This is a genomic window from Undibacterium sp. Ji42W, from assembly GCF_049340405.1.
Taxonomy (GTDB): Bacteria; Pseudomonadota; Gammaproteobacteria; order Burkholderiales; family Burkholderiaceae_D; genus Undibacterium.
On sequence record NZ_JBMPOV010000002.1, the window covers coordinates 501,190 to 527,937 of the forward strand.

The 26,748-nt window shown below is 52.1% G+C and carries 22 protein-coding genes; 12 read left to right on the forward strand and 10 right to left on the reverse strand.

From position 1 onward, the window contains the following. Positions 1–214 precede the first annotated feature (214 nt). The 3 genes from ACO0LG_RS05580 to ACO0LG_RS05590 all read right to left on the reverse strand — a co-directional run bounded on the left by ACO0LG_RS05580 (position 215) and on the right by ACO0LG_RS05590 (position 3,280). Complete coding sequence (locus tag ACO0LG_RS05580) at positions 215–958, reverse strand: hypothetical protein (protein ID WP_423024128.1); 744 nt, start codon at positions 956–958, stop codon at positions 215–217. A gap of 15 nt (positions 959–973) precedes the next feature. Continuing rightward, positions 974–1,525, reverse strand: a complete 552-nt coding sequence (locus ACO0LG_RS05585; RefSeq protein WP_423024130.1) for a hypothetical protein — start codon at positions 1,523–1,525, stop codon at positions 974–976. Between the two features lie 99 nt (positions 1,526–1,624). Then, positions 1,625–3,280, reverse strand: a complete 1,656-nt coding sequence (locus tag ACO0LG_RS05590) for a M20/M25/M40 family metallo-hydrolase (protein WP_423024132.1) — start codon at positions 3,278–3,280, stop codon at positions 1,625–1,627. Positions 3,281–3,835: 555 nt separating this feature from the next. Here ACO0LG_RS05590 and ACO0LG_RS05595 point away from each other — a divergent pair. Both ACO0LG_RS05595 and ACO0LG_RS05600 read left to right on the forward strand, forming a co-directional pair. Then, positions 3,836–4,795 (forward strand): foldase protein PrsA, encoded by a 960-nt coding sequence (locus tag ACO0LG_RS05595; protein WP_423024134.1) that lies wholly within the window; start codon positions 3,836–3,838, stop codon positions 4,793–4,795. Positions 4,796–4,984: 189 nt separating this feature from the next. Next, complete coding sequence (locus tag ACO0LG_RS05600; protein ID WP_423024136.1) at positions 4,985–7,183, forward strand: C1 family peptidase; 2,199 nt, start codon at positions 4,985–4,987, stop codon at positions 7,181–7,183. A gap of 68 nt (positions 7,184–7,251) precedes the next feature. On the opposite strand, the gene ACO0LG_RS05605 is transcribed toward ACO0LG_RS05600, so the two are convergent. Then, a complete protein-coding gene (locus ACO0LG_RS05605) occupies positions 7,252–8,586 on the reverse strand; it encodes an alpha-amylase family glycosyl hydrolase (protein WP_423024138.1) in 1,335 nt (444 codons plus the stop codon). 195 nt (positions 8,587–8,781) lie between these two features. Beyond that, positions 8,782–9,408 (reverse strand): TetR/AcrR family transcriptional regulator, encoded by a 627-nt coding sequence (locus ACO0LG_RS05610; protein WP_423024140.1) that lies wholly within the window; start codon positions 9,406–9,408, stop codon positions 8,782–8,784. A gap of 204 nt (positions 9,409–9,612) precedes the next feature. Between ACO0LG_RS05610 and ACO0LG_RS05615 the strand changes: the two genes are divergently transcribed. Next, positions 9,613–10,641 carry an aldo/keto reductase gene (locus ACO0LG_RS05615; protein ID WP_423024142.1) on the forward strand — a complete coding sequence of 343 codons (1,029 nt, stop codon included), beginning with the start codon at positions 9,613–9,615 and terminating at the stop codon, positions 10,639–10,641. Positions 10,642–10,738: 97 nt separating this feature from the next. On the opposite strand, the gene ACO0LG_RS05620 is transcribed toward ACO0LG_RS05615, so the two are convergent. Further along, the gene (locus ACO0LG_RS05620; RefSeq protein ID WP_423024144.1) at positions 10,739–13,081 is read right to left on the reverse strand and encodes a DEAD/DEAH box helicase; all 2,343 of its coding nucleotides are present in this window, start codon (positions 13,079–13,081) and stop codon (positions 10,739–10,741) included. A gap of 212 nt (positions 13,082–13,293) precedes the next feature. Between ACO0LG_RS05620 and ACO0LG_RS05625 the strand changes: the two genes are divergently transcribed. Further along, on the forward strand, positions 13,294–13,686 hold the full coding sequence (locus tag ACO0LG_RS05625; protein ID WP_423024146.1) for a hypothetical protein: 393 nt from the start codon (positions 13,294–13,296) through the stop codon (positions 13,684–13,686). A gap of 30 nt (positions 13,687–13,716) precedes the next feature. Here the strand turns inward: ACO0LG_RS05625 and ACO0LG_RS05630 are convergent, their stop codons facing one another. Then, the gene (locus ACO0LG_RS05630) at positions 13,717–14,625 is read right to left on the reverse strand and encodes a LysR family transcriptional regulator (protein WP_423024148.1); all 909 of its coding nucleotides are present in this window, start codon (positions 14,623–14,625) and stop codon (positions 13,717–13,719) included. Between the two features lie 209 nt (positions 14,626–14,834). Between ACO0LG_RS05630 and ACO0LG_RS05635 the strand changes: the two genes are divergently transcribed. The 6 genes from ACO0LG_RS05635 (at position 14,835) to ACO0LG_RS05660 (ending at position 20,307) form a co-directional block, all read left to right on the forward strand. Then, positions 14,835–16,049 (forward strand): M48 family metallopeptidase, encoded by a 1,215-nt coding sequence (locus tag ACO0LG_RS05635; RefSeq protein WP_423024150.1) that lies wholly within the window; start codon positions 14,835–14,837, stop codon positions 16,047–16,049. A 21-nt stretch (positions 16,050–16,070) separates the two neighbouring features. Next, positions 16,071–16,730: a TIGR00266 family protein gene (locus ACO0LG_RS05640; protein ID WP_423024152.1), complete on the forward strand. Its 660-nt coding sequence runs from the start codon at positions 16,071–16,073 to the stop codon at positions 16,728–16,730. Between the two features lie 9 nt (positions 16,731–16,739). After that, a complete protein-coding gene (locus ACO0LG_RS05645; protein WP_423024154.1) occupies positions 16,740–17,420 on the forward strand; it encodes a TIGR00266 family protein in 681 nt (226 codons plus the stop codon). A gap of 12 nt (positions 17,421–17,432) precedes the next feature. Beyond that, entirely contained in the window at positions 17,433–18,506 is a 1,074-nt protein-coding gene (locus ACO0LG_RS05650; protein WP_423024156.1) for a TIGR00266 family protein, read from the forward strand. A 672-nt stretch (positions 18,507–19,178) separates the two neighbouring features. After that, entirely contained in the window at positions 19,179–19,946 is a 768-nt protein-coding gene (locus tag ACO0LG_RS05655) for an SDR family NAD(P)-dependent oxidoreductase (protein ID WP_423024158.1), read from the forward strand. A 55-nt stretch (positions 19,947–20,001) separates the two neighbouring features. Then, on the forward strand, positions 20,002–20,307 hold the full coding sequence (locus ACO0LG_RS05660; RefSeq protein ID WP_423024160.1) for an NIPSNAP family protein: 306 nt from the start codon (positions 20,002–20,004) through the stop codon (positions 20,305–20,307). A gap of 12 nt (positions 20,308–20,319) precedes the next feature. Here the strand turns inward: ACO0LG_RS05660 and ACO0LG_RS05665 are convergent, their stop codons facing one another. From ACO0LG_RS05665 to ACO0LG_RS05675, 3 genes are read right to left on the reverse strand one after another with little or no spacing between them, the layout of a single operon-like run. After that, complete coding sequence (locus ACO0LG_RS05665) at positions 20,320–22,089, reverse strand: ABC transporter substrate-binding protein (RefSeq protein WP_423024162.1); 1,770 nt, start codon at positions 22,087–22,089, stop codon at positions 20,320–20,322. Between the two features lie 51 nt (positions 22,090–22,140). Next, positions 22,141–22,962, reverse strand: a complete 822-nt coding sequence (locus ACO0LG_RS05670; RefSeq protein ID WP_423024164.1) for a substrate-binding periplasmic protein — start codon at positions 22,960–22,962, stop codon at positions 22,141–22,143. 39 nt (positions 22,963–23,001) lie between these two features. Continuing rightward, the gene (locus ACO0LG_RS05675; RefSeq protein ID WP_423024166.1) at positions 23,002–23,967 is read right to left on the reverse strand and encodes a 1-aminocyclopropane-1-carboxylate deaminase/D-cysteine desulfhydrase; all 966 of its coding nucleotides are present in this window, start codon (positions 23,965–23,967) and stop codon (positions 23,002–23,004) included. 20 nt (positions 23,968–23,987) lie between these two features. Here ACO0LG_RS05675 and ACO0LG_RS05680 point away from each other — a divergent pair, with 20 nt between their 5' ends. Further along, positions 23,988–24,650 carry a GGDEF domain-containing protein gene (locus ACO0LG_RS05680; protein ID WP_423024168.1) on the forward strand — a complete coding sequence of 221 codons (663 nt, stop codon included), beginning with the start codon at positions 23,988–23,990 and terminating at the stop codon, positions 24,648–24,650. Between the two features lie 111 nt (positions 24,651–24,761). Then, positions 24,762–26,726, forward strand: a complete 1,965-nt coding sequence (locus ACO0LG_RS05685) for a CocE/NonD family hydrolase (protein ID WP_423024170.1) — start codon at positions 24,762–24,764, stop codon at positions 26,724–26,726. The last annotated feature ends 22 nt before the right edge of the window (positions 26,727–26,748 follow it).

A 26,748-nucleotide genomic window follows, 5' to 3' on the forward strand; every position in this document is an offset into this window, starting at 1 on the left:
AACTGGTATTGACTGCAGGCAGTTCTGGGCAAGTGTTGCTTACTTACACAAAAATGCCGACAAAATGCGAGAACATCGAGCCCAGGCTAAATGCAGCTTTTTTGCTTTTTCTCAAGTCCATCGAAATAAGAGGATACAAATTTCAAGCAAGAACGCTTATGAATGCTTATGTGCAGCGCAGCATGATCGCATTAGCCGGTTGTATTTCATCACGCTAATGGTTGAAACGAACTGGTTGCATAAACCAGCCCACGATACTGACGACCAGCATGATGGCCGCCAGCCACACCAGCTTGCGCCAAGTCTGCCCACTGCTTTTGAGTATCTCGAAACTATCAACAAAAATGGTTTCGCAGGCGCCATTGCCGGTATCGGTGCGGGCGATGCTGGTGCCGCGCTTGAAAGCGAAACCATGGTTATGTGAATATTCAGACAAACGACCACGCAGGCGTATCTGGTCGCCTACTTCGACTTTTTGCATGATCTTGGCAAGGCTGGGCTGGTCGGTGAGCAGATGGTTGTTTGAAATGGCAGTCTGGTCAAATGCGGCAAATGCTTCTGCTGTCGATGCCCGGAAATTGCAGGTGAACTGGCCACTGGAAAAACTGATGTCGTTGTAAGAACCATTGCGTGCATTATTACCCCAGATCACACAGATATCCATGACATTCAAATGGTCATTCCATTCACGATGCAGGTAATCCCAGCCGGTGCTGGTATCATGCCTGCTGACGACCAGGCCAACCAGGTCATAGTCATACAAGGGCTGCACCTTGTAATCGACACCGCCCCTGCTGACTGCAAATGCGGTTTGTTCTATCTGGGTTTGTACTGGCTCATTCAACAGCACATTGTTCAATTCGGCCGGAGGTGGCAATACATCACGTCGCCATATCGCATAGAGCAAAAGACAAAGACTGAATGCCATCAGCCATTTCAAAAAAGTACGCGTTGTCAAGGTGCTTAATCCAACTTAATCCAGCTTCAACAAGCTGGCATCATGTAATGAGCAAGCCTGCACTTTTGCGCCAAAGAAATCGGCTTGTAGCTGAAATGTACGCAGGATTCTTTGACGACCGGGTTCATCATCCGGCAAGGTAAAAATCACCTTGAGTACATTGGCCATATTTGTACCCTGTATGGTGGCGACGGGCTGAGCCAAAGCCGTACTGGCATTCGCTACAGTCGTCGTTGCTGCTTGCGGCAGCAGCAACCGCATTTCAGCCAGAACTTCGGCCTCATTGATGATGACAGTGTCATGCGCACCATGAAATTTTTTACCGCCTGAACTTGGGTCGGCGATGCCGCCTGTGATTTCAAATTCGGTTGCAGAAATGCGCTCATAGTGGAACGCCTGCCAGCCACTGTTTCGCTGTTCTGCTGGCTGGGTCGCCAGAAACTTGCGGTTGGCTACTGCTGCCATGGCCAGTGCTGCCATGCCTCCGCCCGCGATCATGCCGACCGGCAATATCTCAGCCAGGTTATCGGGAATATCTTCCGCGCTGGTCAGGCTAACTTCACTCATCTGTTGTCTCAATCAAAAAAGGCCATGGGCGCATTGTATTCCTGTTCTGGAAGACTAAGCGCAAATGGCCTTTTTGAAAGAATAAAGTCTCTGTATTATTTATTTGACCGCTGTTTCTTCGGTTGCCTTATCGTCTTTCTTCTCATCTGGCGGTGGATCTTTAGGCATAGGCTTGCGTGGCAACATCTCGTTGCGGTTGGCCGCATGAGCAACGAAGCTGGCCAGTATCATCGAAGCCTGGGTCAGGTCGTTCTTTTGTACCTTGTCATAGACATCCATGCTGGAGTGATGAGTGCGGCTGAAGTAATCCATATCATCCTGCACGAACTGGAAACCGGGCACGCCGACACGGTCGAAGCTCACATGGTCGGTGCTGCCAGTATTACGCAGCGTTGTCGTAGTTGCCCCAACATCATTGAACGGTGCCAGCCACGCATCGAAAATCGGTTTTAAGGTCGCATTGTTTTCTGCATAGATACCACGGATCTTGCCGCCGCCATTATCGAGATTGAAGTAAGCAGAAATCTTGCCGTGCATGGGTTTGATGCTCAACGGGCCAGTCTGCTTGCGGGCAAAGCTGGGCAATTCCAGCTCTTTGGGATCAGTCGGCTCAGGACGGGACGCGATCCATTTATTGACATAGGCACGCGAACCCAGCAAGCCCTGTTCTTCACCACCCCACAGGGCGATGCGTATGGTGCGGCGCGGCTTGAAGCCGGTAGCTTTCAACAGGCGCACGGCTTCCATCGCCATGGCAACACCGGCGGCATTGTCGGTGGCACCTGTGCCACCATGCCAGGAATCCAGATGGGCACCGAGCATGACGATCTCATCTTTTTTATCTGTGCCGGGGATTTCTGCCAGTACATTGATGGCTGCTTCCGGGTCTTCGTCGCTGAACGTGGCTTTGACATCAATTTCCAGTTCTACGTCTTTTTTCTTGTCGACCAGGCGATACAGACGGTTATAGGTTTCGCTGGCAACGACCAGGGTTGGCGGGCCGGTCACGTCATCTTTCTTGTACGAACCACCTTCCTGTACAAAGATGGTGCCATCTTCACCGCGGGTGACATTCAAGGCAGCCAGAACTTTTTCTTCTGCAAGGAAAGAGCGCAGTTTTTTGGCGAATGCAAAACGCTTCAGGTAAGTCTGGATATCACCTCGGCGGGAGGCGGACGGTTCGAAATCGATTTTACTGAGCTCGCTCAGTTCTTCATGCGAATACCTGTGCGCATCTGCCTTCACATGGGGTTTGATGGGCAAAGGTTCATCCAGCAAGACGATGGCACCGGCCAGCTTGCCCTTCCATTTTGGCAAATCCTCATCTGCCGCCATTTTTGCAATGATCAGCTTACCGCGTTGCAGACCGTTAGTACCTGGGGTCCATGCCTTGGGGATGGCATACAGATCAACTTGGGCAGGCGCAACCATGCGCAGGGTGGTTTTCTCTAGTGTCCAGCCCCGGCCAAAGGGAGCGAAGCTTTCGCTATGAATATTTTGCAGGCCCCATTCACCGAATTTGCTGCGGGTCCAGTCACCGGCCTTGCGCAGGGCGGGTGAACCGGTCAGGCGCGGGCCGATTTCATCGGTCAGTGTGCCGAGTATCTCTTGCGCCTTGGAGCGGTTCATGGCCTCGTCGCGTAATTTGGTAATCAGGTCGAGATCGATTTTTTCTTCGCTGGCGGCAAGCGCGAGCTGGCCGCTGAAGCTGGTGGCGATGAGGGCGGTACCGCATAAAACCTGCAAAATACGCATTAATGTCTCCTGTTTGGATTCTTCTATCGAAGTTTCTGGCCGGATTGACCAAAACTCTCTGTGCGACGCTTTTCAATTGCTGATGTAAATGATGTAGATCTTGATTGTCATTCTTATACCGGATATAACTCCCCTGCTTGGAGTGAACAAGTCAATATTTGTTCCCCTACTTCCGTGCTTTTAAGAAATATTCCTTATTTTTAGCAGGAATACCTGAAAAATTTGCTGGAATCCAAATTGCCATAGAGATAATCATACGGATGCAGATGGCAGGCTACTTTTGCCAGCATGGGAAAGGTTTTGGCAGCACACTGGATCAATTGCAGCTGGTCTGACCAGCCTCTGATATTTCATTCCATTCCAGGCGGGCTGCTGCTGCGGCTGTCTTTGGCAAGGGCCGGAGGCAGTCATTTTTACTGAAATTTAGTAAGTAAAAGTGAATAACTAGCATGGCAGGTAAAATCGCGAGTAGAATTCAGCGTCATTTTTTAAATCGTCGTATGCCGACAGGCATGATATCTGCTGCAAAGTCAGCTCAATATTGAAGGAATGTGTATGTCAATTAAGTCCCGTGTAGTCCTGGGTAGCGCTCTTGCCTTGTTGGTACTCAGCGCCTGTAATGATAAGAATGCAGACAAGCCTGCAGCAGCGGCTGTAGCTTCTGCGTCGGCAACTGCAACAGGTAGTGAAGTCGCTGCCACCGTTGATGGCACACCTATCAGCAAGAAACAACTGGACCAGATCATGCAGCAACAGGCCGCCCAAGGTATGCCTGATACAGCTGAAACACGCAAGATGGTCATCGATAATCTGGCCATGCAAATCGTTGTAGCCAAAGAAGCGGTCAACAAAGGTCTGGATAAAAAGCCAGAAGTAGCCGACCAGATCGAAATGACGCGTCAATCCATCCTGGCGAATGCCTATGTCAAGGATTACATCAAGACAGCAGCCGTCTCGGATGACGCTCTGAAAGCTGAATACGAAGAATTCAAGAAAAGCAATGGTGGCAACGAATACAAGGCACGCCATATCCTGGTGAAAACAGAAGATGAGGCGAAAGACATCATCGCCAAGATCAAGAAAGACGTGAAGTCCTTCGAAGCCCTGGCCAAAGCCAAATCACAAGACCCAGGCTCCAAAGCCAATGGTGGTGATCTGGGCTGGTTCAACCCACGCGGCATGGTGCCGGAATTTGGTGCAGCAGTCGCTAAACTGGAAAAAGGCAAATTCACTGAAGAGCCAGTCAAATCCCAGTTTGGTTACCACGTCATCATCCTCGACGATTCTCGTCCTGTGACCATTCCACCTCTGGAAGAAGTCAAGTCCGGCCTGATCCAGCAATTGCAGCAAAAGAACCTGAAGAAAATGCTGGATGACATCAAGGCCAAAGCCAAGATAGAAATCAAGGAAGCGCCAGCCGCAGCTTCTGCACCAGCAGCATCAGGTGCACCATTGTCAGTTACACCGACTGTAGTACCGGCAGCATCTGCTTCTGCTGACGCAGCGAAAAAATAAGCCTCAGTAATCACGGGGTAACAGGCCGTCAAGCTAGTCTTGGCGGCCTTTTTCTTTGCGTGCAAGCTTTTCCAGATGTCCCCACGCATTGAACTATTGCCAAGCCAAATAAATCCTGAGACACTATTCTTGCCAATATTTCAAGCAATATTCCCATAAAAATTCCTCAAACTGACCCAGGAGGCCTGCATGCCAGCCCAGACCATACCTTTCAACGGCAGCGAACTGGCCCTGGATGCGCGCCCTGACCGCCTTGATATCCGTGACCGCAACTACACTCCCCGGTTACTGAACCTGCCGGTATTCTTCCCAGATAGCAGCTTCATCAAAAACCAGCTCGCCAGATACATCAAGGCGGGCATGATTTTGAACCAGGGTTCGGATGGTGCCTGCACTGGTTTTGGCCTGGCAGCTGTCATCAATTACCTGTTCTGGCTGCGCGATGCGGGCAGCAAGGAAAGCAGCCCGCGCATGATTTATCACCTTGCGCAACTGTATGACGAATGGCCGGGTGAGGATTATCTGGGCTCCAGTTGCCGTGGTGCTCTCAAGGGCTGGCACAAGCATGGGGTCTGCAGCCGTGCACTTTGGCCGTATACGGTCAATAAAAATGACCAGGTACCAGCCTTCGAAGCGCCAAAACCGGGCTGGGAAAAAGATGCACTGAGCCGCGCCCTGGGTGTGTATTACCGCATAGATAAAACATCGATCACTGACATGCAGGCGGCCATAGTCGAGATTGGTGCCATCTATGTCTCTTGCAAGCTGCATCAGGGCTGGTCCGAAGTCCCGGCATCCAGGGCAAGCAACTTCAGCAAGCTGGAGCAACTACCCGTAGTCAACTTTAGCGAGATCAAGGCCGGTGGCCATGCCTTTGCCTTGCTCGGTTATACCGACCAGGGTTTTGTCGTGCAAAATTCCTGGGGTGCAGACTGGGGCATGCAGGGCTTTGCCATCATCACCTATGACGACTGGCTGGTGAATGGCACGGATGCCTGGACCGTATCCCTTGGTGTGCCCGTGCGCTATGTTGATGCGGTGAACCGTACCCGCGCTGAAAAGCAGCTGGCCCCTCAGGCCAATATTCCGCCTGCTGCTGCCTTCAAGGCCAGTGGATCAGCCCTGCTGCCCGGGGGTGCCCATCCCGCAGGCAAGCCTGGCCAGGCAGTGCTCAGCATGGACCAGGCGTATAGCCTGACCGTGGTCATGGGCAATGATGGTGGCCTGATACAAAGATTGCTCGAAGTTGCCGATGCGGCAGCAGCGGTAGAAAAAATCCTGGTGCAGGCACCACAAGCCTGGCTCAAACAACACAGCAAAAACAAAGTCTTGAAACTTGCCCTGTATGCCCATGGTGGCCTTAGTAGTGAAGCTGAGTCACTCAAGCGCATTGCCGCCATGGCACCCAGTTTCCTGGCAAACGGCATTTACCCTGTCTTCATCACCTGGAAAACCGGGCTCACAGAAACCATGGGGGACGTGCTCAGGGATAAATTGCGGGATTATCTGACAGGCTCGGTAGTCTCCAGCGACTGGCTGGAGCAGCTCAAGAATACAGCCGTTGATGTCATGGACCGCACGATAGAAAACCTTGCCGCCAGCATAGGTGGCAAATCGCAGTGGATGCAGATAAAACAAAATGCTGCCCTGGCTACCGAAGATGACCAGCCGCCGCGTGGCCTGCTGGCAATCGCCGAACGCCTCAAGCAATTAAGCAAGGAGCTTGGCAAGGGCAAGCTGGAAATTCATTTGATAGGCCACTCAGCCGGCTCCATCGTCATGGGTCATTTGCTGGGCCTGCTGGCCGCACGCAAACTGGCTGTCAGCACATGTAGTCTGTACGCACCTGCCTGTAGCCTGGAATTTGCAGAAAGCACTTACCGCCCGGCCATGGAAAGCGGTGTGCTGGCACGCGAGAATTTCCATCTGCATCTGATGTCAGACCGGCGCGAACGTACTGACAATGTCTATCAGGTCTATCGCAAGTCCTTGCTCTACCTGGTGGCACGGGCCTTTGAAACTCGCCATAAAACACCTTTGCTGGGTATGGCTACCAGCCTTGATGCTGCCTACTTCAACGGTGATAAACTGGCAGAGGGGCAATGGAATGAAACCACCCTCGCTACTTTGAAGAGCTGGAATAAGTTTTACTGGGGCAAAAAACTGCCCCGCGATTTTGCTGAAGATGGCGCGGGTTTGACGGCAGAGCAAATAAGCAATTTGCACATCATTGATGCTACTCACGTCAATTGCGGCAAGCGCATTATCCCGCTTGCCCACAACAGTTTTGATAATGACGTGAATGTGATCTCGCAAACCCTCGCACGTATCCTGGGCCTGGTAACAACAGATGCCTTGCCTGCACCTGTGCTGGATCTGGATTATTGACTGCGTTAGCCTTGGATTGCGGACGATAGCAAGCCGCAGCAGTCTTGTGCTGCGGCTCGCCCTGATTTTTATTTGACCAGCACCTTGTATTCCCAAGGTTTGAGTTCAATTTTCTGAGCTTGTTTAATAGCTTCTTTCTTACCGGTAAACAGATTGCTGAGTCCGGCCGCAAGTGGCTTGCTCAGGCTAAGGCTTTGCGCTTGTCCACTCAGGTTAAAGATGCCCACGACTTGATTACCTGCCTTGCTGCGTGAAAACGCATAGATGGACGCATCATTCGATGTGGCGATACGTACCTGCTCTGCACCTTCGGTGCCGTTCCACAAGGCGCGATTGGTTTTTTTCAAATGAAACAGCGTCGTATAGATTGCCTTGTAAGGATGGTCTTGCCACTTGATGGGGTCACGCTCAAAAAATTCCAGGCGTTTGGTATTGCCGGCCTCCTGGCCTGAATACAAGAGCGGCATGCCTTTCAACAGATTCGACAAGACCAGGAAATTTTCTGCGCCATCGCCCAAGCGTTCAAACTCTGTGCCTTCCCATGAATTCAGATCATGGTTGGAGGTATGCAGCATGCGATAAGCATTGGGGTGGAATTTCTTTTCCGGCCCGGCCATATAGGCCGCCAGGTCATTGGCGTTTTTCTTGCCCTTGGCTATCTCGCCAAACATGTCTTTGAGCTGCCATGCATAAGTCATGTCAAAGGCTTTTTCATGCAAGTCTGTCGCCTCGGCCTCTGCCAGCATGAAGACTGGTTTTACTTTGTCAAGCGCTGCCCTTGCTTCGTTCCAGAAATCGGTCGGTACCATCTCGGCGACGTCGCAGCGGTAACCATCAATACCAAATTCAGTCAGCCAGAATTTCAGCGCATCTATCATCTCTGCGCGTAACTGTTTGTTCGCGTAATCAAGTTTGATGACGTCCTGCCAGTCTGCCACAGGTGGCACAAAATCGCCCTTGCCATTCTTCAAGTAATACTCGGGATGGGATGTGACCCAGGGATGATCCCAGGCAGTATGATTGGCGACCCAGTCTATGATGACCTTCATACCTTGCGCATGGGCGGCATCAACGAGGTTCTTGAAATCAGCCGGTGCGCCAAATTCTGGATTGACACCTTTGTAATCGCGCACAGCGTAATAACTGCCCAAGCTGCCCTTGCGGTTTTTTTCACCGATGGGGTTGATGGGCATGATCCAGATAATGCCTACCCCCATCTTTTTCAGTTCAGGCAGGTATTCCTGAAAACGCTTGAAACTTCCTTCAGGTGAATGCTGGCGGATATTCGCTTCATAAATCGCGGCATTCTTGCTCCAGGACGGATGGTTTACGCTGCTGATGGTTTGTGCAAGTACAGGCAAGGACATTAATCCCAGCAAAGCAAGGCTGGCTATGTTTTTCATGTTGTCGTCTCTTTATTAATTTATGTAGTTAAGATACATCAACATAAATGACGTATCAAGTAAAAGAAACATGAAAATTCCTAAATAAGCCTTTTTAATCGTTACCCCTCTTCTTCGAGCAGGCTTAAAACGAGACACCACATATTCTCGACGATGTATTTAAACAACGATAATTATGTAGTTTAAATACAAATATTAATTGGCAGCGGGCTTGGCACCGTAGCGCAAGCCATCGACCAGCAAAGCCAGCATACGCCGCGCATGTTCTGGCCCGCCCTCCTGGGTAGTTGTCGACAGATTAGCGACCGCACGCAGCAAATCATAGGGCGCTATATCTGCACGCATGTCGCCTGCTGCTGCTGCTGCGTCGAGCAAACTGCGGAGCGCTGGCTCAAGGCGCTGCTGGAAGTAGGCCGGCAGGACGGCAAATGCAGGATCACCGGAATGCAGCGCTGCCGCCAGCCCGCGTTTGGCCGCGATGAAATCGACATAGCGCAACATCCATTGCGCGACCGCCTCGCCAGGCCGATATTCAGCCGCCAACACAGGCGCAGCATTGGCACAGGCATCCACTTCATGCTGGAAAACCGCGATGACCAGGTCTGAGCGCTGTGGGAAGCGGCGATACAGGGTACCAACACCTACGCCTGCCTTGAGAGCAATCTCGCGCACCGGCGCGTCCACACCGGAAGTGGCAAATACTTCCAGGGCCGCCTCCAGCAAGGCATCTGTACTGCGTTGCGCGTCAGCACGCACGCGCCTGGGTTTTTGCTCTTCATTCCAGCCGTTTTCACTACCTGCTCCAGGAGCCAGCTTATTCATTTCCACTTTTCATTTCCATTTTTCACTTCCATTTTTATTTCCAATTATATTCTTTCTTTGAAATTCGGAACACTGTTCCGTATAATAAAACGGAACATTGATCCGATTGATCCGGAACGATGTTCTATTTTACCTTTCAGTATGCTGATTTCGTCGACGGTCATCAGAACTCATTTCATTATTTCAACGACAGGAATACACCTTATGCAATACCGTACGCTAGGAAAAACCGGCATCAGGGTCAGCCCTTACTGCCTGGGCGCGATGATGTTTGGCGCGGTTGGCAATACTGACCATGAAGACTCCATCCGCATCATTCACAAGGCACTCGATGCAGGTATCAACTTTATCGACACGGCAGATTTCTATAGCCATGGCGAGTCAGAAGAGATCGTCGGCAAGGCACTCAAGGGCCGCCGCGATCATGTCGTGCTGGCAACCAAGGCGAATCTGCCCATGGGCACTGACCCCAACCAGCAAGGCAATTCACGGCGCTGGCTGGTGCGTGCCGTAGAAGATTCCCTGCGCCGCCTGCAGACAGATTACATAGACCTGTTCCAGATACACCGGCCAGCACCAGACACCGACATAGAAGAAACCCTGTCGGTACTGACCGACCTGATGCGTGCTGGAAAAATACGCGCCATAGGATCATCCACCTTTCCGGTCTCAGACATCGTGGAAGCGCAATGGGTGGCAGAAAAGCGCGGACTGGCGCGCTTCCGTTGTGAGCAGCCAGCTTATTCCATACTTAACCGCAGCATAGAACGCGAAGTGCTGCCAATTTGTGAGAAATATGGCATGGGTGTGATGGTATGGAGCCCGCTGTCCATGGGCTTGCTGACTGGCCGGTATCGCAAGGGCCAGCAAACTGATAGCGCACGGGTACGTTTCAATCCTGGCTATATGACGGATGCGGGCAAACTGGAGGCTATTGAGCAACTGCTCATCGTGGCGCAGGACGCCGGATTATCATTGACACACATGGCGATGGCATTTGCGATTGCCCACCCAGGTGTGACCGCGGCCAACCTGGGGCCGCGCACGATGGCACAACTGGATGACCTGCTGGCAGGTGCCGGTGTTGCGCTCAGTGATGAAGTCCTGGACAAGATAGACCATATCGTTGCACCCGGAACAGATGTTGGCCCTTTGCATGCAGCCTACCATCCACCTGCCATTGCCCAGATCAGGCTGCGTCGCAGACCAGATGCAGAACGTGCTGCTGCCTGAGCACACATAAAACCGCCCGCACAAACAAATACCCCCGCAAGCGCGGGGGTATTGAAGCTATTGTTTCAGATCTGACGAACTGCCTGCATCAGGCCAATCAGGCTTTAGGGCCTTTGCGATGTGGCTTGGCTGCTGCTGGTTTACCCGATCCATAACCCTTGGCTTTTTCTGTCACGCGTCGATCACCGCCGGCTTTCTTGGGGCCAAAAGGCGATGGCTGGTTGACTGGTAGCGGTTTGCGCACATGGTCTTCACCGACCGGGCTGATCTGGATTTGCTTGCCTGCGACCCAGACGCCTTGCAACTGCTTCAGCAATTCCTTGGGCATGCCATCTGGCAAATCCAGTGTGCTGTAGTCGTCGAAAATATCGATGCGGCCTATATGCTTGGCTTCCAGACCGGCTTCATTGGCAATCGCACCAACAATATTGCTGGGGGTGACAGCATCAGCCTTGCCGACTTCGATACGGTAAGTCAGCATAGGGATGCTGACCTTGCCTTTGCCGTCAGCCTTGTCTTTCCTGGGCTTGGCTGGACGATCTTCGTCCATCGGCGCGCGGGCTGCACGGTCCACGGCCTGGTTCAGCTTGCTGCCTGGTGCGGCGTCAGCAACACTGGGGGCACTAGAGGTACGACTGGCGCGTTCGCGAGGCGCTTCTTCACGCGCTGTACGCGGAGCCGGGCGGGATGATGCAGAACTGCTGCCCTGACCTTTTTCTGCGCTGATACGCAAGGCCTGGCCAGCAACACGTACTGAACTCAGGTGTTCCATCATGTCGCCAGGCAGATTGTCTGGCAGATCAAGGATGGTGTAGTCATCATAGATATCGATACGACCGATGAACTTGGATTCTATATTGGCTTCATTGGCAATCGCGCCAACGATATTGCCAGGCTTGACGCCATGATCATGACCCACCGCGATGCGGAAAGTCTGCATGCCTGGCTCTGGCGTGCGCGGGCTGTGTTCACGGCGTGCACCACGGTCTTCACGCGGTGCGCGTTCGAATCTGTCACCCCGGTCACCACGATCATTTCTATCGCCTCGGTCGCCACGCTCAGCGCGGGCTGGACGCTCATCGCGCCAGCTATCGTCGGTCTTGGTTTCTTTGCGGTTTTTATCGAGCAGCAAAGGTTCATCGCCACGCGCCATTTTGGCCAGCGCCGCAGCAATTTCCACTGCTGGGATATTTTGTTCCCGTTCAAAATCTTCGATCAAGGACGTGAATTCTTCCAGGCCGCCTTGTGCCAGCGTGGCAGTAATCTGATCCTTGAAACGGGCGATACGGACATTGTTGACGGTCTGTATTGTTGGCAATTCCAATGGCGACACTGGCTGGCGCGTTGCTCTTTCAATCGCTTTCAACAAGTTCTTTTCGCGTGGTGTGATAAACAGGATGGCTTCACCACTACGGCCAGCACGGCCAGTACGGCCTATGCGGTGGGTGTAGCTTTCTGGATCATACGGCACGTCATAGTTGATGACATGGCTGATACGCTCTACGTCCAGACCACGGGCAGCCACGTCGGTAGCGACCAGGATATCAATCTTGCCGTCTTTCAGTTGCTGAATCGTGCGTTCGCGTTGTTGCTGGTTGATGTCGCCATTGATGGCGGCTACCGAGAAGCCTCTTGCACCCAGCCTGGCTGCCAGTTCTTCAGTACCCAGTTTGGTACGGGCAAAAATGATCATGCCGTCGAAAGTCTCGGCTTCCAGTATGCGTGTCAGGGCATCAAGCTTGTGCATGCCACTGACCAGCCAGTAACGCTGGCGGATATTGTCGGCTGTGCCCGTCTTGGCAGCAACCGTGACTTCTGCCGGTTTGTTCAGGTAAGTCTGGGCAATGCGCTTGATGGCCGGAGGCATGGTGGCCGAGAACAAGGCAGTCTGACGGCCTTCTGGTGTTTCTTGCAGGATACGCTCTACGTCATCGATAAAGCCCATGCGCAGCATTTCATCTGCTTCATCCAGCACCAGGGTTTTCAACGCGGACAGATCCAGCGTGCCCTTGTCCAAGTGATCAATCACACGGCCAGGTGTGCCAACAACGACATGCACACCACGGCGCAGGGCCGAGAGTTGCGGGCCATAGCTTTGGCCACCGTAGATAGGCAAGACATGGAAGCCGGGGATGTGGCGGGCATAGGTCTGGAAGGCTTCAGCGACCTGTATTGCCAGTTCACGCGTTGGTGCCAGCACCAGCGCCTGCGGGGTAGTCTGACGGATATCGATGCGCGACAAAATAGGCAGGGCAAAGGCGGCGGTCTTGCCGGTACCCGTCTGGGCCTGACCCAGGACGTCACGGTTGGACAGCAAAATCGGGATGGTGGCCGCCTGTATCGGCGATGGTGTTTCATAGCCAACATCCTGCAAGGCGCGCAAAATAGGCGCACTCAGTTGCAGGTCTTCAAAGGTAATCGGAGGTGTGTTTTCTGACATGGCGATGCTCGCTCGTTCTTTCGTATCGCAGGATGCGACAAGATGGTTATCCCTATAGTTTACTCTTCTACTCCAATCTCAGGGGATTTTCCTGCCCTGAGGCCTGGCAGCAAATGTGCTAAGCATTTACTTATCAAGTGTATTTTTGATACTATCAAATATGCTTTTGATACTCAATACTGAATAAACCAACCTCAAAAAACCATCACAACATGAATAAATACCTGTTATTGGCATATACCCTCATCTGCATTGGAAGTACCGCACTCATTGCCAACGCCGCTGATTTACCCTCTGATGCAATTCGTCAGCACGCAACAAATGCCAAAGTCGATGTGCTTTTGAAAATTTCATATGAGACTGAAGATCAGGCCAGCATGGAAGCATTCCGCAAAGCACTGGCCGATCAAAAGCTCCATTACACGATGGAGGAGACGGAAACAAAATTTGATAACAAAACCACTATGCAAAAATGGAAAATGCAAGTCAGTCGCAAAGTGGATCCCAAAGATAATCATGCAGATCAACAGGTCAGCAGCTTGTATGATTCCGTAAAATCAAAGACTGGCAGCTTCTCCTGGACGATAGCGACAACACCAAAGTAGGTGCTTGTTTCCTGTGTCTATATCATCAACTTACTTCATAAAATCGATGAAAGCCCGCAAAGCCGCTGATTGATGACGGCGGCTTGGGTAATATAAATAGCTGCGCTCGGGCGCCGGCCACCAGTCTTCCAGCACATAGTGCAATTGTCCCTGCTTCACCAGTTCATCCGCATAGCCACAATAGGTATAGCAAATCCCGGCACCATCGCAGGCAACCCGTGTCGCCACATAGAAATCATCTACCGCCAGCGCACCGGTGGTGGCGACTTCCAGCTTTTCTTGCCCGCGCTGGAATTCCCAGCGATATCTTTGCCCGCTGGGGAAACGAAATTGTATGCATTGATGTTGCAACAGATCATGCGGTGTCTTTGGAATCCCATGTTTTTGCAGATAGGCCGGAGAGGCACAAACCACAAAACGGATTTCCCGCCCGACCGGAATCGCTACCATGTCTTGCTGCAGGCTTTCACCAAAACGCAGGCCTGCATCAAAGCCTTGCTCCACGATATCAATGAGGGCATCGCTGCTGACGACTTCGAGTTCAATTTCAGGATAAGCCGCATGCCAGGCAGCCATGACAGGGGCAAGTGTGAGTTGCGCGGCTGGGCGCGGTACATTCAGGCGTAAGTGGCCTACCGGTTTGTCCCTGAGTTCATTCAGGCTTTCGAGAGCACCCTGGATTTCTTGCAGCGCAGGTTGCAGGCTCCGCAACAAGCGTTCACCTGCGGGTGTCAGGCTGACGCTGCGGGTAGTACGTTGCAGTAGACGCATGCCCAGCTTCTTTTCCGTCTTCGTCAAGGTATGACTGAGGGCAGAAGCGGTAAGCTGCAATTCTTGCGCAGCCTGGCGGAAGCTGCGGCATTCGGCAACGCGGGCAAAAGCCAGTAAATCATTCAAGTCTGGTGACATGGCAAAAGCCCTTTGATTAATGGCCTGCATTATATCGGCACAGGGAAACATGATACTTGCAGGCGATGCACTACGATGCACTAACAGCCACACCCCACTGCGTCAATACCATGTTTTGTCAGGTTTATAAACTTAAACAAAAAATACGGAACGCTGATTTATAATTCTGACGCCCTGACTAAATTTGCTTGTTTCTTCAGCAAGCTATAGACAGCTTCTTATATTACTTCAGGACCAAAATGGATCTTGCTTCCAGCAAATACCCTTGTCACGCTTTTCACGCATCCCTGCCAGATGGCCGGGATACTGGTGAACTGAGCCTGTCGCAATTGGGTGTCAGTTATCAGGTAGCCTCCTTGCTGGGCACTTTACCATTTGCGCAACTGGAACTGACACTGGGTGGTGCAGCCAATAAACTGGTGTTCATCAAGCATGCCCACAAGCCTGACCTGGTGCTGTATACCAGCGACCTCAACATATTGAAAAACCCGGTGCTGCTTGCTCACCCTGAATGCTCACGACAGATCGCTGCGGCGGGCCGCAAACGTGCTTATGGATGGGGAGCATTGATAGGCTTCAGCCTGCTGCTGATAGCGGTGCCAGTGGGACTGATGTGGAAGATGGATACCATGTCTGCCTATGCCGCCAAACAGGTGCCTGTGGAATGGGAAGAAAAACTCGGTGCCAGCGTGGCTGCCCAGGATGACCTGAAAAACCGTCGCATGCCTAAAGCTGAGGCTGAAGTGGTGTTGAAGCCACTTACCACACCCTTGTTGCAGGCCTTGCCGAATTCGCCGTACCGCTATTCTATTTCCATTGTCAATGACAGCAGCACCAATGCCTATGCGCTGCCTGGTGGCTATGTCGCCATTCATTCTGGCCTGATCCTGAAGGCGGGCAGTGCGGAAGAATTACTGGGCGTGCTGGCGCATGAGATCAGCCATGTAGAAGAGCGGCATGGGACACGCAATATCATCGGCAATGCCGGAATTTATCTGGTCGCCAGTGCCGTGTTTGGCGATGTCAGTGGCTTGTTGGCAGTCTTCAGCAATGCAGCGCCTATGCTGATGAGCCAGCAATATTCGCGCCGCTTTGAGACCGATGCGGATGAAAAAGGTGTGCTGCTATTAAAGCGTGCCAACATCAATCCGGCGGGCTTACCCGTCTTTTTCGAGCGCATGATTGCAGAAGAAAAAGCCGCCATGGAAAAAATCGACAACAAGCAGGCGCGTGAAGCCTACAAGCAAGCCATGGGTTTGCTCAGCACTCACCCCACCAGCGAAAAACGCATGGCGCATTTGCGTGAGCTGATCGGCACGCCTGAAGGGTCGTACATTAATCAGGAAGCTGCCTTCAAGGATTTGCAGGAGGCCGTCAAGAAATTTGTCGCCAAACCAGCATCTACCGAGTCCAAAGATAAGCCAGCAGGCACGTCCTCAACACCACAATCCTGAAACATAAAAAGGGAGTAATCAGTGAAAGCAAATATCAAAGGGGGCCATGCCTTCTCCTACGTCGAGGTAGAACTCGCTCCCGGTGAAAGTATCATGACTGAGCCAGATGCCATGTCCAGCATGGATGCCAGCCTTGACCTGACGGCACATTTCAATGGTGGCCTGATCAAGGGTTTGCTGCGCAAATACCTGGGTGGCGAATCACTGTTCATCAGCCGCTTTCACAATGCCACTTCTGCACCGCGCAGCATGACCATTGTGCAGCCTACGCCTGGTGAAATCCTGTGTAAGGAACTTAATGATGAAGTGTATTTCATGCAGCCCGGTGCTTTTCTCGCGTGTGAAGAAAGCGTCAAGATAGGCCTGGGCTTTGCCGGTTTTGCCTCCTGGATTGCGCGTGAAGGCCTGTTCCGCATCAAGGTCAGCGGTCATGGCAAGGTCTGGTTTGGTGCCTATGGTGCATTGCTGGAAAAAGAAGTGAATGGTGAATACATTGTCGATACCAGCCACCTGGTGGCTTACGACCCATCACTGCGTCTGAACCTGCAACTGGCAGGGGGTTTGTTTTCCAGCTTTTTTGGTGGCGAAGGCCTGGTCACGCGCGTCAGCGGTAAAGGCAGGATCATCATACAGACACGCAGTATTTCCAGCCTGGCTGGCTGGCTCAATCCAAAATTGTAAGGACGCATCATGCACGTAGAATTAGTCAATCAGCCTGGCAATACCGCTGCCAAAGTCAGCTTGCGTCCTGGTGAAGTTTGCACTGCCGAATCTGGTGCCATGCTGGCCATGAGTAGCAATATGCAGATCACCACGACCACCCATAAAAAACAGGGCGGCTCATTGTTGAAGGCAGCCAAACGTTTACTCGGTGGTGAATCATTATTCCTGAATCACTTTGAACCACAGAACACGCCAGGCGAAGTCTGGCTGGGTACTGATCTGGCCGGTGACATGCTGGTGCTGCCACTGAACAACGACAACCTTATCGTACAAGGCGGTTCTTTCCTGGCATGCGATGAAGGCATAGAAGTCGATCTGGGCTGGCAGGGTTTTAAATCGCTTTTGTCTGGCGAACGCATTTTCTGGCTCAAGCTCAAGGGCAAAGGCACGGCAGTGATCTCTTCATTTGGTGCCATTTATCCCATAGAAGTCGATGGTGATTACATCGTCGATACCGGTCACATCGTCGCCTTTAGCGAAACCCTGCAATTCTCTATCACCAAGGCTGGCAAGAGCTGGCTGCAATCCATACTCGGTGGTGAAGGCCTGGTCTGTAAATTTTCTGGCCGCGGCACAGTCTGGTGCCAGTCGCATAATGAACACAGCTTCGGCAGCCTGCTCGGCCCTGAACTCAAAGCCCGCGGATAAGGACAAAAAGAAATGAATAACACGATGATAGATATCGTCCTCACCGGTGAACTGGCTGAAGGCATCAGTTTTGAACAGGCTTGCGCTACGGTGGAAAAACTGTTCAAGCTCCCGGCAGAACAAGCCAGGCAATTGCTGGAAACTGCACCACGCGTCATCAAGCGTGGGCTCGATAGCGAGACTGCAGAAAAATATCGCCTGACCATAGAAAAAAATGGCCTGAAGGTGCGCTTGCAAAGTGATGCAGATGTTGCGGTGAAAAGCGAAGTTGCTGCGCCTGAAACTATAACTGAAGTCACGCCAGTAGTTGTAACACAAGCCGCTGTTGAAGCAGTATCGCCAGCAGTCACCAGGCAAGCGTCTGCTATCAGCACAACCACTACATCGCTTGCTCCGGCGCAGCCAGTTGCAACAACCGATTTCGCCGGCCTGAAATTCAAGATCGATGGCAGCCCGGATTTTGGCTTTGTCACGGTCCAGCTACCGCGCGGACAAATGTTGAAAGTGGAAGTCAGCGCCATGGCCACCATGGACACCAATCTGGTCATGAAGACCAAGATGAAAGGCGGCATCTCACGCATGCTGTCAGGTGAAAACCTCTTCCTTAATGAATTCACCGCTGAAAACGGCCCCGGCGAAATCGGCATCGCCCCCGCCACACCCGGCGACCTGATCCACCGCTACATGCGTGGTGAAACCCTGTACCTGCAAAGCGGCGCCTTTGTCGCCAGCACCCCCGGCATCAACATAGAAACCAAATGGCAGGGCTTGACAAAAGGCTTCTTTTCTGGCGAAAGCCTGTTCCTGATCCGCGCCTCAGGTGAAGGTGATTTGTGGCTCAACAGCTATGGTGCCATCATAGAAATCGACGTCAAGGACGGCTACGTCGTCGACACCGGCAACATCGTCGCCTTTACCGAAGGCCTGGAATACAGCATCAGCAAAGTCGGCGGTTACAAGTCTTTATTCTTCTCCGGTGAAGGCTTCGTCTGCCGCTTCAAGGGTGAAGGTAAATTGTGGATACAGACACGCAGCGTTGGCGCATTTGCAGGTTGGGCTGGGCAGTATCGTCCGACGAAGGATTAAGCCCTTATGAGAAGTCGATCATTGATCATCGGGATGTAAACAATTTGACCAGGGCTCGGATTAACGGTGGGATTATTGTGGATTTGGTGTTGCTTTTGACGCTACGCTGTTCCCATGTATCGACGCCGTTTGTACGGTACAGAAAATGGAAAAAGAAAGGCCGATGTTTGAGGTGTAGTTGAGGTTTCGAGCGGCCCGCCGCGTAGGATGCATGCATCTCGCCAGCGTAACGGCAATCGCCTGCAAGCGATTGTGCGACCTGCAAGGGAAGCAAGTTTCGGATCTTCCCATTTTTTTGTATGGCAAAATCGGGAACCCTCTTTTGGGAGCGGTGATGCCTGGATCGGTTTTCTTTGAATTCTTTCTTTGACGATGCAAAGAAAGAATTTCTGCCGCTGAGCCGAGACCCAGCCTGGTTCTACGAGGGGCGATCGGTTTAATATGAAAACCACTTGATTTCAGCCAAAAGCATGCAGGAATGACGTTAATAAAATCATCTCTAGTTTATTGCGCAATCAGCCGGGCCAGGTTCTGGGATAAGATGCTTGGCACACAGAACGCCGCCTCCAATTACTGAAATTAAATCATCAATGTCATGAGAAAAACATGGATTGTTTCACCAATCTCTGTCCACCATACTGCCATTTCCAACACCTTTACAGGAAAACCGAAATGTCAGCAACTACAAACGAATTCAAAGACCGGGTCATCGTCATCACTGGCGGCTCATCAGGCATAGGCCTGGCCAGCGCCCAGTCCTTTATCAACGCAGGTGCTAAACGCGTGTATATCACTGGCCGCTCGGCAGCAAAACTCGAACAAGCCAGTGAAATGCTCGGCAGCAAGGCAATCCCGGTAACTGCAGATGCCGCCAATGCCAGTGACCTGCAAGCCCTGCATGACAAGATTGCCGCCAGCGGTGAGCAGATTGATGTACTGTTTGCCAATGCAGGCATCGCCATCCACAACCAGTTTGGCAGTACGACAGAGGCTCAATTTGCCACGACCTTCGACACCAATGTCAAAGGCCTGTTCTTCACCGTGCAAAGCTTGCTGCCCTTGATGAAGCCAGCTTCTTCTATCGTCTTGAATGCCTCTATCGCTGCCAGCAAGGGCATGCCCAAGCTGAGTCTCTACAATGCCTCAAAGGCCGCCGTGCGCTCGTTTGCACGTAGCTGGGCGAACGATCTCAAGGACAAGAAAATACGCGTGAATGTCATCAGCCCTGGCGTCACCAGGACGCCGATCATGGAAAATGGTTTGGACATGAAAGAAGAAGATATCGCTAACTTCTCTGCCTATCTGGTCGATGCCGCACCGGCAGGTCGCATGGCCAGGCCGGAAGAAATCGCTGCCGCCGTCTTGTTTCTTGCATCAGCGAGCGCCAGCTATGTGAATGGCGTGGAACTGGTGGCAGATGGCGGTCTGATACAGGTTTGATGCCTGCGCTGATATGCAGGTAAGATAGCTGCTGTTAAACTTCCAGATCAACATCATGGTTACCTGCTATCTGCGCTACATCATCGATCCCGCCAAACTGAAAGAGTTTGAACATTACGGCAAACTCTGGATTCCCTTGGTGAACAAGTTTGGCGGCCAGCACCACGGTTATTTCCTGCCTTCTGAAGGCGCAAATAATGTGGCGCTGGCATTGTTCAGTTTCCCCAGTCTGGCGGCGTATGAGCAATACCGCGTACAGATGATGGATGATGCAGAATGCCAGGCTGCGTTCAAATTTTCAGAAGAAACAAAATGCATCGTCAGTTATGAACGCAGCTTTTTCAAACCTGTGTTTGAATGAGCGGGTGCAGGCTTACTTGTTTTTTTCCATATCCAGAAAGCGCCAGTCGCCGCGCAAGATGGGATGTGTTTTATAGCCCTTGACCCAGGGTTGTATGAGCCAGTTGCGTACACGCCAGAGTTCCATGCTGTGCACGGTGTCGGCCTCAAGAATTCTTTCCATGGTATTGAATAACTTGAGGCGTTCTGGCCCGTTGGGCATCAGGCGCGCCTTGTCATAGACTGAATCGAAAGCCTCAGACTTGTAGCAGCCATGATTGCCGCGGTAAGCGTTCTTGCCGTAATACAGTTCCATGAAATCCATGCCATCCGGGATGTCGGCGATATAGCCCATGCCAAACATCATCAGCTTGCACTGGTAAGCCGACTTCAGGTTGTCAGCAAAACCAGCAACCGGAAATTCCGCCCGTATGCCTATCTTGTCGAGAGAACGCTTCCAGACTTCCATGCGGGCATAGTCCTTGGTCTTGGGGGCAGAATGGATGCGCAGTTTCAGTGGTGAACCATCTGGCATGGTACGGAAACCATCTTCACCGCGTTTGTAGCCAAACTTGTCCAGCAGCTTGTTGGCGAGTTTGGGGTCGTAGGCATTGCTGTTGCGGTAGCTGGCATCATGTCCTGCCACATCTGGCGGTACCATGGACTGGGCCTTGATAGCTTGCCCGAACCAAACCTGGTCTATCTCTTCCTGATGATTAAAGGACAGGGCAATCGCGCGGCGCAGGGCAATTTTATCCTTGCTGTAACCGCCAACTGTTGGGTCCTGGAAATTGAAAAAGGTACGGGTAACACCAGGGTCAACGGTGCGGTACAGTCGTAAACCCTTGGCTGCAAATTCTGGCTTGAGCTTGCCCTGATCCAGCAATTTGACGGAAGCTGCTGGTACCAGCATTTCAAAATCCAACTGGCCGGAATCAAAGGCCAGCCAGCGTGACTGTTCTTCTTCTATGATGGCAATCTCGACCCGCCCAACCTGGGGCATTTGCTTACCCTTCATGTCCTTGATGATCTGCTTGTCCCAGTCCGTGCCTGTGCCTTGAAAGTCCCAGACAAAACCACGGTATTCAGGATTGGCTTCGAGAATGATTTTACTGCGTGGTACATATTGCTTGAGCATATAGGCACCGGTGCCTACCGGGTGCTGGTTGACTGCTTCGCCATAGTGCTCAACCACTTCACGCGCTACCGCGCCACCCAGGGGTTTGGCGAGATAGTAAATCAGGCCGGGGTGTTGTGCCTTCATGCGCAGGATAAGGGTATAGGGGTCTGGTGTTTCCAGTCCGGCAATTGCTTTGTCGTAGTCAAACTTGCCGGTTTTTTTGGCGGCAGCAATCAGTTCATCGAGACCGACGATCTTGCCTTCCAATATGCTGGCCTGCACAGAACGGTTGTTCGGATCGACCAGGCGTTTGAAGGTGTAGGCGTAATCACTGGACTGCAATTCGCGACGCTGCCCCTTGAATGCCGGGTCAGGGGAAAAATAAATTCCCTTTTTCAGACGGAAGGTCATGGTCCTGCCATCATCACTGATGACGGGCATGGCTTCTATGGTATTCGGCACCAGTTTCGCTGGACGGGCCAGGTAATCGTAAGTGACCAGGCCTTCAAAAATCGCATCCGAGACCCAGTTGGAATAGGCGCTATTGGTGCGCATGGCATCAAAGCCATCATCGGCAGCTTCAAAGGACAGATGCAAGACCTTGTTCGGATCAGCCGCCGCCATTGCAGGCAGGCTAAAGCCGCAGAGCAGTGCCGTCAGCACAGCAGTCAGGGAAGATTTCATCTCAGGAAAGGGAAAGAATAAAGCCAGCAGGATAGCAGTTAACAGCGCTGTCTAACGCATGGACAAACCATATTTGCGCATGATCCTGTCCATCTCGCCAGTTTCTTGCAAAAACTGTATTGCACTATTGATATGGTCCAGCTTCCACGGTGATTTATGCGACAGGGCACATTGTGTCTGCACCACTGAGAAGGGGGTTTTGGATACTTTATAGAGACTGCGTTTTTCCGGGAAGTTTTTAAAATAACCCTCTATCTCACCATCTGAACTGACGAAGGCATCGGCACCACCAAGGGCCAGCAGGCGAAACATGCCGGGTACATCAGTCAGATCAACCCGCTTGATTTTGCCTTCTGTCAGCTGGCTGGCGATTTGCGGATAATGGTAGCCAAGTTGCAAGACAAGCTTTTTGCCTTCGAGTTGCTGTGGCAGCATTTCCAGGCTGGCCTTGTCTGCCATGACGACCACTCTTTCTACCTGCGGAAAGGTGGCTACCGTCCAGCTGACTTCCTTGGGCAAATCAAACCAGCCTGGGCTGGAATAGCACATGATGTCGGCATCGCCCTGTATTACTACGCTCTCTATGCGCCTGCGTGAGTAGGGAACATAGCTGGGCTGTGTAGAAAGTTTTTTTGCCAACTGGTCAGTAAAGTCTTTTTGCAAGCCGCCAACCAGTTGGTGATTCTTGTCAAAAATATTGAGGGGGTAATCGAGGTTTTCATAGACTGCCACGCGCAGTTGTGGCAATTGCGGCAGTGGCTGCTGTAATAGCTGTGGTTCGGCTGACAGGGTCGCTGAAGTACAGATGCAGCACAAGACCAGGCCAGCCAATCCACTGGAAGCGGTGCTACAACTTGCGCGCTGTCTTTTCATATTGGTATCCAGCCCGATGAGTACGGCCACATCACATGACTACATGGGCACAAACCCACGCGCTCCCTGCAAACCGCCGGTATGAACAGCAACTACACTGGCATTTTTTGCGAGATATCCATGATGCCACAACTCGCGCAAAGCAAACATCATTTTGCCTGTATATACCGGTTCCAGCGCAATACCAGTCTCAAGTTGGAATTCATGACAAAAGCCAGCCAGCGCAGGGTTTGTCTTGCCATAACCACCGTGATGATATTCAGTTAATAATTCATAATTCTGGTAGTCGGGATATCCTGCCTGCATCAGCAAACGGCTGATTTCTGTGCGCAAGTAGTCGCCCTTGCTGATAGCGGCAATAGCGATCACCTTTGAACGCCCAGCCAAACCGGCCAGCAAACCTGCCAGCGTTGCCCCGGTACCGCAGGCAACCATCAGGTAATCGGGGATAAAGGGTAATTCAGCGATTAGCTCCGCTACACCGCGTAAAGCCAGGGGTGTACTCCCGCCTTCAGGCAACCAAAGCACTTCTGCGGCACCTGGATCTACATGTTTGCGCCAGGCAGAATCGTCGTCCCTTAATTCACGGTAAGCCCCACGATTCACGAACTGTGTCCGCATGCCCAAATTCCTGACATCCTCCAGCATGGCGCTGTGCATACTCTCTGCGCCACGTATCAGCGCAGTAGCTGGCAAGCCGAGAATCTTTGACGCATGAGCCAGTGCATGGATATGGTTGGACCAGATGCCACCCATGGAAACCACATGAGTGGCCTGCCCCTGTAACACTAGCAGCGGATATTTCAATTTACGAAACTTGTTGCCGGATACCTGAGGGTGCAGCATGTCGTCGCGTTTCATCCACAAATCCATGCCAGGAAAAAGCTGGCTGATAACTTGTTGACAAGGGGAAGTCTGGTTCATGAATAACATCGTGGCAGAAATGCGGCTGGCAATGGTAAAGTGCCATTGTAGCGCCTGGTGCCATTCGCTGGACGCAGACATAGTGCATAGCCGGAGAGTACATGCCACCAGATTTTAATCAGCCCTTGTTAGAGGCAAGGCAACAAATTGATCAGTTGATCAAGCAAATCAAAAACGAAGGCCAGCAGGAAAACCTCTTGCCGACGCTGGAAACCGTGTTGACTCAGCTCGACAGCATGACCAGGACCGATCATCTGACCGGTGCCCTGAACCGCCGTGCCCTGATGGTCAAGCTGGATGGTGAACTGGCGCGCTCCTTCCGTACTGGTCACACATTTACTCTGGCGGCCATCGCTATTGATAATCTGGAACAGATACTCGAGCAACATGGCCAGGCCGCGGCACGCCAAGTCTTGCAGCAAGTCGCCAAAGAAGCCCTGACCATGCTGCGCACACTGGATTCATTTGGCCGTGTCGCCGCCAATGAATTTGCGATCGTCATGCCCACTACCTGGCTGGAAGCCAGTCTCAAGGCCATCGCCCGCCTGAAGTTGCGCATCGCTGAAGTCGATTGGGAGTCCATCTCACCCGGCCTGAAAGTGACTTTTGCCACTGGCCTGACAACGAATGCCCACAAGGACAGTGCCGACAGCATGCTCAAGCGCGTCAATAGCGCCCTGCAGACAGCCCGCAGCAAGGGCGCAGACAGCATCGTGGAAATTGAGCCTCCTTTGCCTGATTACGACCCGAATACTGAAGATTAAGGGAACTTGTTGAGATATTTGCAGACCAAGTAGTGCCAGCAGGCACCAAGCTGATGTATCTGTCTGAGCTTGGCTGGCCCTAAGCACACAAAAAAATATTCGGGGAACATCATGAGAACACCACAGTTGCGACAGGCCCTGCCTGCGCTATCCATCATGCTGGGCGCAATATTGACCAGCATCGCCACGCCAACGCTGGCCCTGAGCAGCAATATTGTCAGCACGGGCAATAGCGTTGCTGTCGACGACAAGGCTGATGCTGCCAGGTTGCGTGCCGAGTACATCCGTAAAAACTATGCCAAGTTTGAATACCGCATCCCCATGCGTGATGGCAAGCTCTTGTTCACTACTGTGTATGTACCGAATGATGCCAGCGCCAGCAAGCGCTACCCCATCCTGATGAGCCGCACGCCTTATTCTGTCGGGCCTTATGGCAGCGATCAATATAAAACCATGCTGGGGCCAACTGCCGAGTATGAAAAAGATGGCTTTATCTTTGTCTACCAGGATGTGCGTGGCACCTATATGTCGGAAGGCGAATTCGTCAACATGCGCCCGCATATAGACGAGAAAAAATCCAAGACCGATGTTGATGAAAGCAGCGATACCTATGACAGCATAGAATGGATGATCAAGCACCTGCCACACAATAACGGCAAGGTTGGCCAGTGGGGTAATTCTTACCCCGGCTTTTATACTTCGGCTGGTGCCATCGACAGCCACCCGGCATTAAAAGCAGTGTCACCGCAGGCACCAATTGCTGACTGGTTCCGTGGTGACGACATGCACAGGAATGGTGCTTTCAATCTGCAAATGGCCTTTGGCTTCTTCCACAGTTTTGGTCAGCCACGTCCACAACCCACCACAGGTGCAGGCTGGAAGAATTTTAATTTTGGCACACCAGATGGTTACCAGTTCTTCCTGGACCTGGGTTCGGTGGCGAATGCGAATGCCCGTTATTTCAAGAACGGCATCCCTTTCTGGAACGATATCACGGCGCATCCGAATTACGACAACTTCTGGCAAAGCCGCAATATCCTGCCGCATCTGAAAAACATCAAGGCTGCTGTCCTGACCGTGGGCGGCTGGTATGACACAGAAGATTTATATGGCCCGCTCAATACTTATAAGGCCATAGAAAAACAAAACCCCGGCATACAAAATACCCTGGTCATCGGTCCATGGACGCATGGCGGCTGGTTCCGTACTGATGGTGACAAAGTAGGCGATGCCAACTTTGGCTACAAGACGGTGCAGACTTATCAGCCTGTGGAGTTCGCCTTCTTCAAACATTATCTGAAAAACGGCGACAAGCCAACGCTGGCCGAAGCCTGGATGTTTGAAACCGGCGCCAACCGCTGGCGCGGTTTTGACAGTTGGCCACCGAAAGAGAGCAAGGACAAAGCCCTATACTTCCAGGCCAACGGCAAGCTAAGCTTTAGCGCACCGGTAAATCAGGATGCGCAGTTTGCAGAATACATCAGCGACCCGGCCAAACCAGTGCCCTACACGACCGAGATAGAAACGCGCTGGAGCAAACAATACATAGCCGCTGACCAGCGCTTTGCCACCAGCCGCCCGGATGTGCTGAGCTGGCAAAGTGAAGTGTTGGAAAAAGATGTGACACTGGCTGGCCCGCTGAGTGCAGACTTGTTTGTCAGCGTTACCGGCAGCGATGCTGACTTTGTCGTCAAGCTCATTGATGTCAATCCCGCCAATCTGGAAATTGATGCGCAAATAAACCGTGGCAACCAGCAAACCCTGGTACGCGGCGAACCTTTCCGTGCCCGTTTCCGCGATGGGTTTGAAACTGCCAAGCCCATGGTGCCGAATCAGATGACCAAGGTGAAATTTGCCATCAATGATGTCTTCCACACCTTCCAGCGCGGCCACCGCATCATGGTACAGGTACAGTCCAGCTGGTTCCCCTTCATAGACCGTAACCCACAATCCTTTGTGTCTAACATCTATGAAGCCAAGGACAGTGATTTCATCAAGGCCACGCATAAGGTGTATTTCGGTAGCCAGCAACCAAGTGCCTTGCATGTCAAAGTTTTGCCAGCATTGGATGAATAAAAGAAATGCCGCTGACCCGTAT

Excerpts from the sequence above, each read along its gene's own strand:
- ACO0LG_RS05585 (WP_423024130.1), bottom strand. The coding sequence starts at position 1,525 with ATGAGTGAAGTTAGCCTGACCAGCGCGGAAGATATTCCCGATAACCTG.
- ACO0LG_RS05590 (WP_423024132.1), bottom strand. The coding sequence starts at position 3,280 with ATGCGTATTTTGCAGGTTTTATGCGGTACCGCCCTCATCGCCACCAGC.
- ACO0LG_RS05595 (WP_423024134.1), top strand. The coding sequence starts at position 3,836 with ATGTCAATTAAGTCCCGTGTAGTCCTGGGTAGCGCTCTTGCCTTGTTG.
- ACO0LG_RS05600 (WP_423024136.1), top strand. The coding sequence starts at position 4,985 with ATGCCAGCCCAGACCATACCTTTCAACGGCAGCGAACTGGCCCTGGAT.
- ACO0LG_RS05605 (WP_423024138.1), bottom strand. The coding sequence starts at position 8,586 with ATGAAAAACATAGCCAGCCTTGCTTTGCTGGGATTAATGTCCTTGCCT.
- ACO0LG_RS05610 (WP_423024140.1), bottom strand. The coding sequence starts at position 9,408 with ATGAATAAGCTGGCTCCTGGAGCAGGTAGTGAAAACGGCTGGAATGAA.
- ACO0LG_RS05615 (WP_423024142.1), top strand. The coding sequence starts at position 9,613 with ATGCAATACCGTACGCTAGGAAAAACCGGCATCAGGGTCAGCCCTTAC.
- ACO0LG_RS05620 (WP_423024144.1), bottom strand. The coding sequence starts at position 13,081 with ATGTCAGAAAACACACCTCCGATTACCTTTGAAGACCTGCAACTGAGT.
- ACO0LG_RS05625 (WP_423024146.1), top strand. The coding sequence starts at position 13,294 with ATGAATAAATACCTGTTATTGGCATATACCCTCATCTGCATTGGAAGT.
- ACO0LG_RS05630 (WP_423024148.1), bottom strand. The coding sequence starts at position 14,625 with ATGCAGGCCATTAATCAAAGGGCTTTTGCCATGTCACCAGACTTGAAT.
- ACO0LG_RS05635 (WP_423024150.1), top strand. The coding sequence starts at position 14,835 with ATGGATCTTGCTTCCAGCAAATACCCTTGTCACGCTTTTCACGCATCC.
- ACO0LG_RS05645 (WP_423024154.1), top strand. The coding sequence starts at position 16,740 with ATGCACGTAGAATTAGTCAATCAGCCTGGCAATACCGCTGCCAAAGTC.
- ACO0LG_RS05650 (WP_423024156.1), top strand. The coding sequence starts at position 17,433 with ATGAATAACACGATGATAGATATCGTCCTCACCGGTGAACTGGCTGAA.
- ACO0LG_RS05655 (WP_423024158.1), top strand. The coding sequence starts at position 19,179 with ATGTCAGCAACTACAAACGAATTCAAAGACCGGGTCATCGTCATCACT.
- ACO0LG_RS05660 (WP_423024160.1), top strand. The coding sequence starts at position 20,002 with ATGGTTACCTGCTATCTGCGCTACATCATCGATCCCGCCAAACTGAAA.
- ACO0LG_RS05665 (WP_423024162.1), bottom strand. The coding sequence starts at position 22,089 with ATGAAATCTTCCCTGACTGCTGTGCTGACGGCACTGCTCTGCGGCTTT.
- ACO0LG_RS05670 (WP_423024164.1), bottom strand. The coding sequence starts at position 22,962 with ATGAAAAGACAGCGCGCAAGTTGTAGCACCGCTTCCAGTGGATTGGCT.
- ACO0LG_RS05675 (WP_423024166.1), bottom strand. The coding sequence starts at position 23,967 with ATGTCTGCGTCCAGCGAATGGCACCAGGCGCTACAATGGCACTTTACC.
- ACO0LG_RS05680 (WP_423024168.1), top strand. The coding sequence starts at position 23,988 with ATGCCACCAGATTTTAATCAGCCCTTGTTAGAGGCAAGGCAACAAATT.
- ACO0LG_RS05685 (WP_423024170.1), top strand. The coding sequence starts at position 24,762 with ATGAGAACACCACAGTTGCGACAGGCCCTGCCTGCGCTATCCATCATG.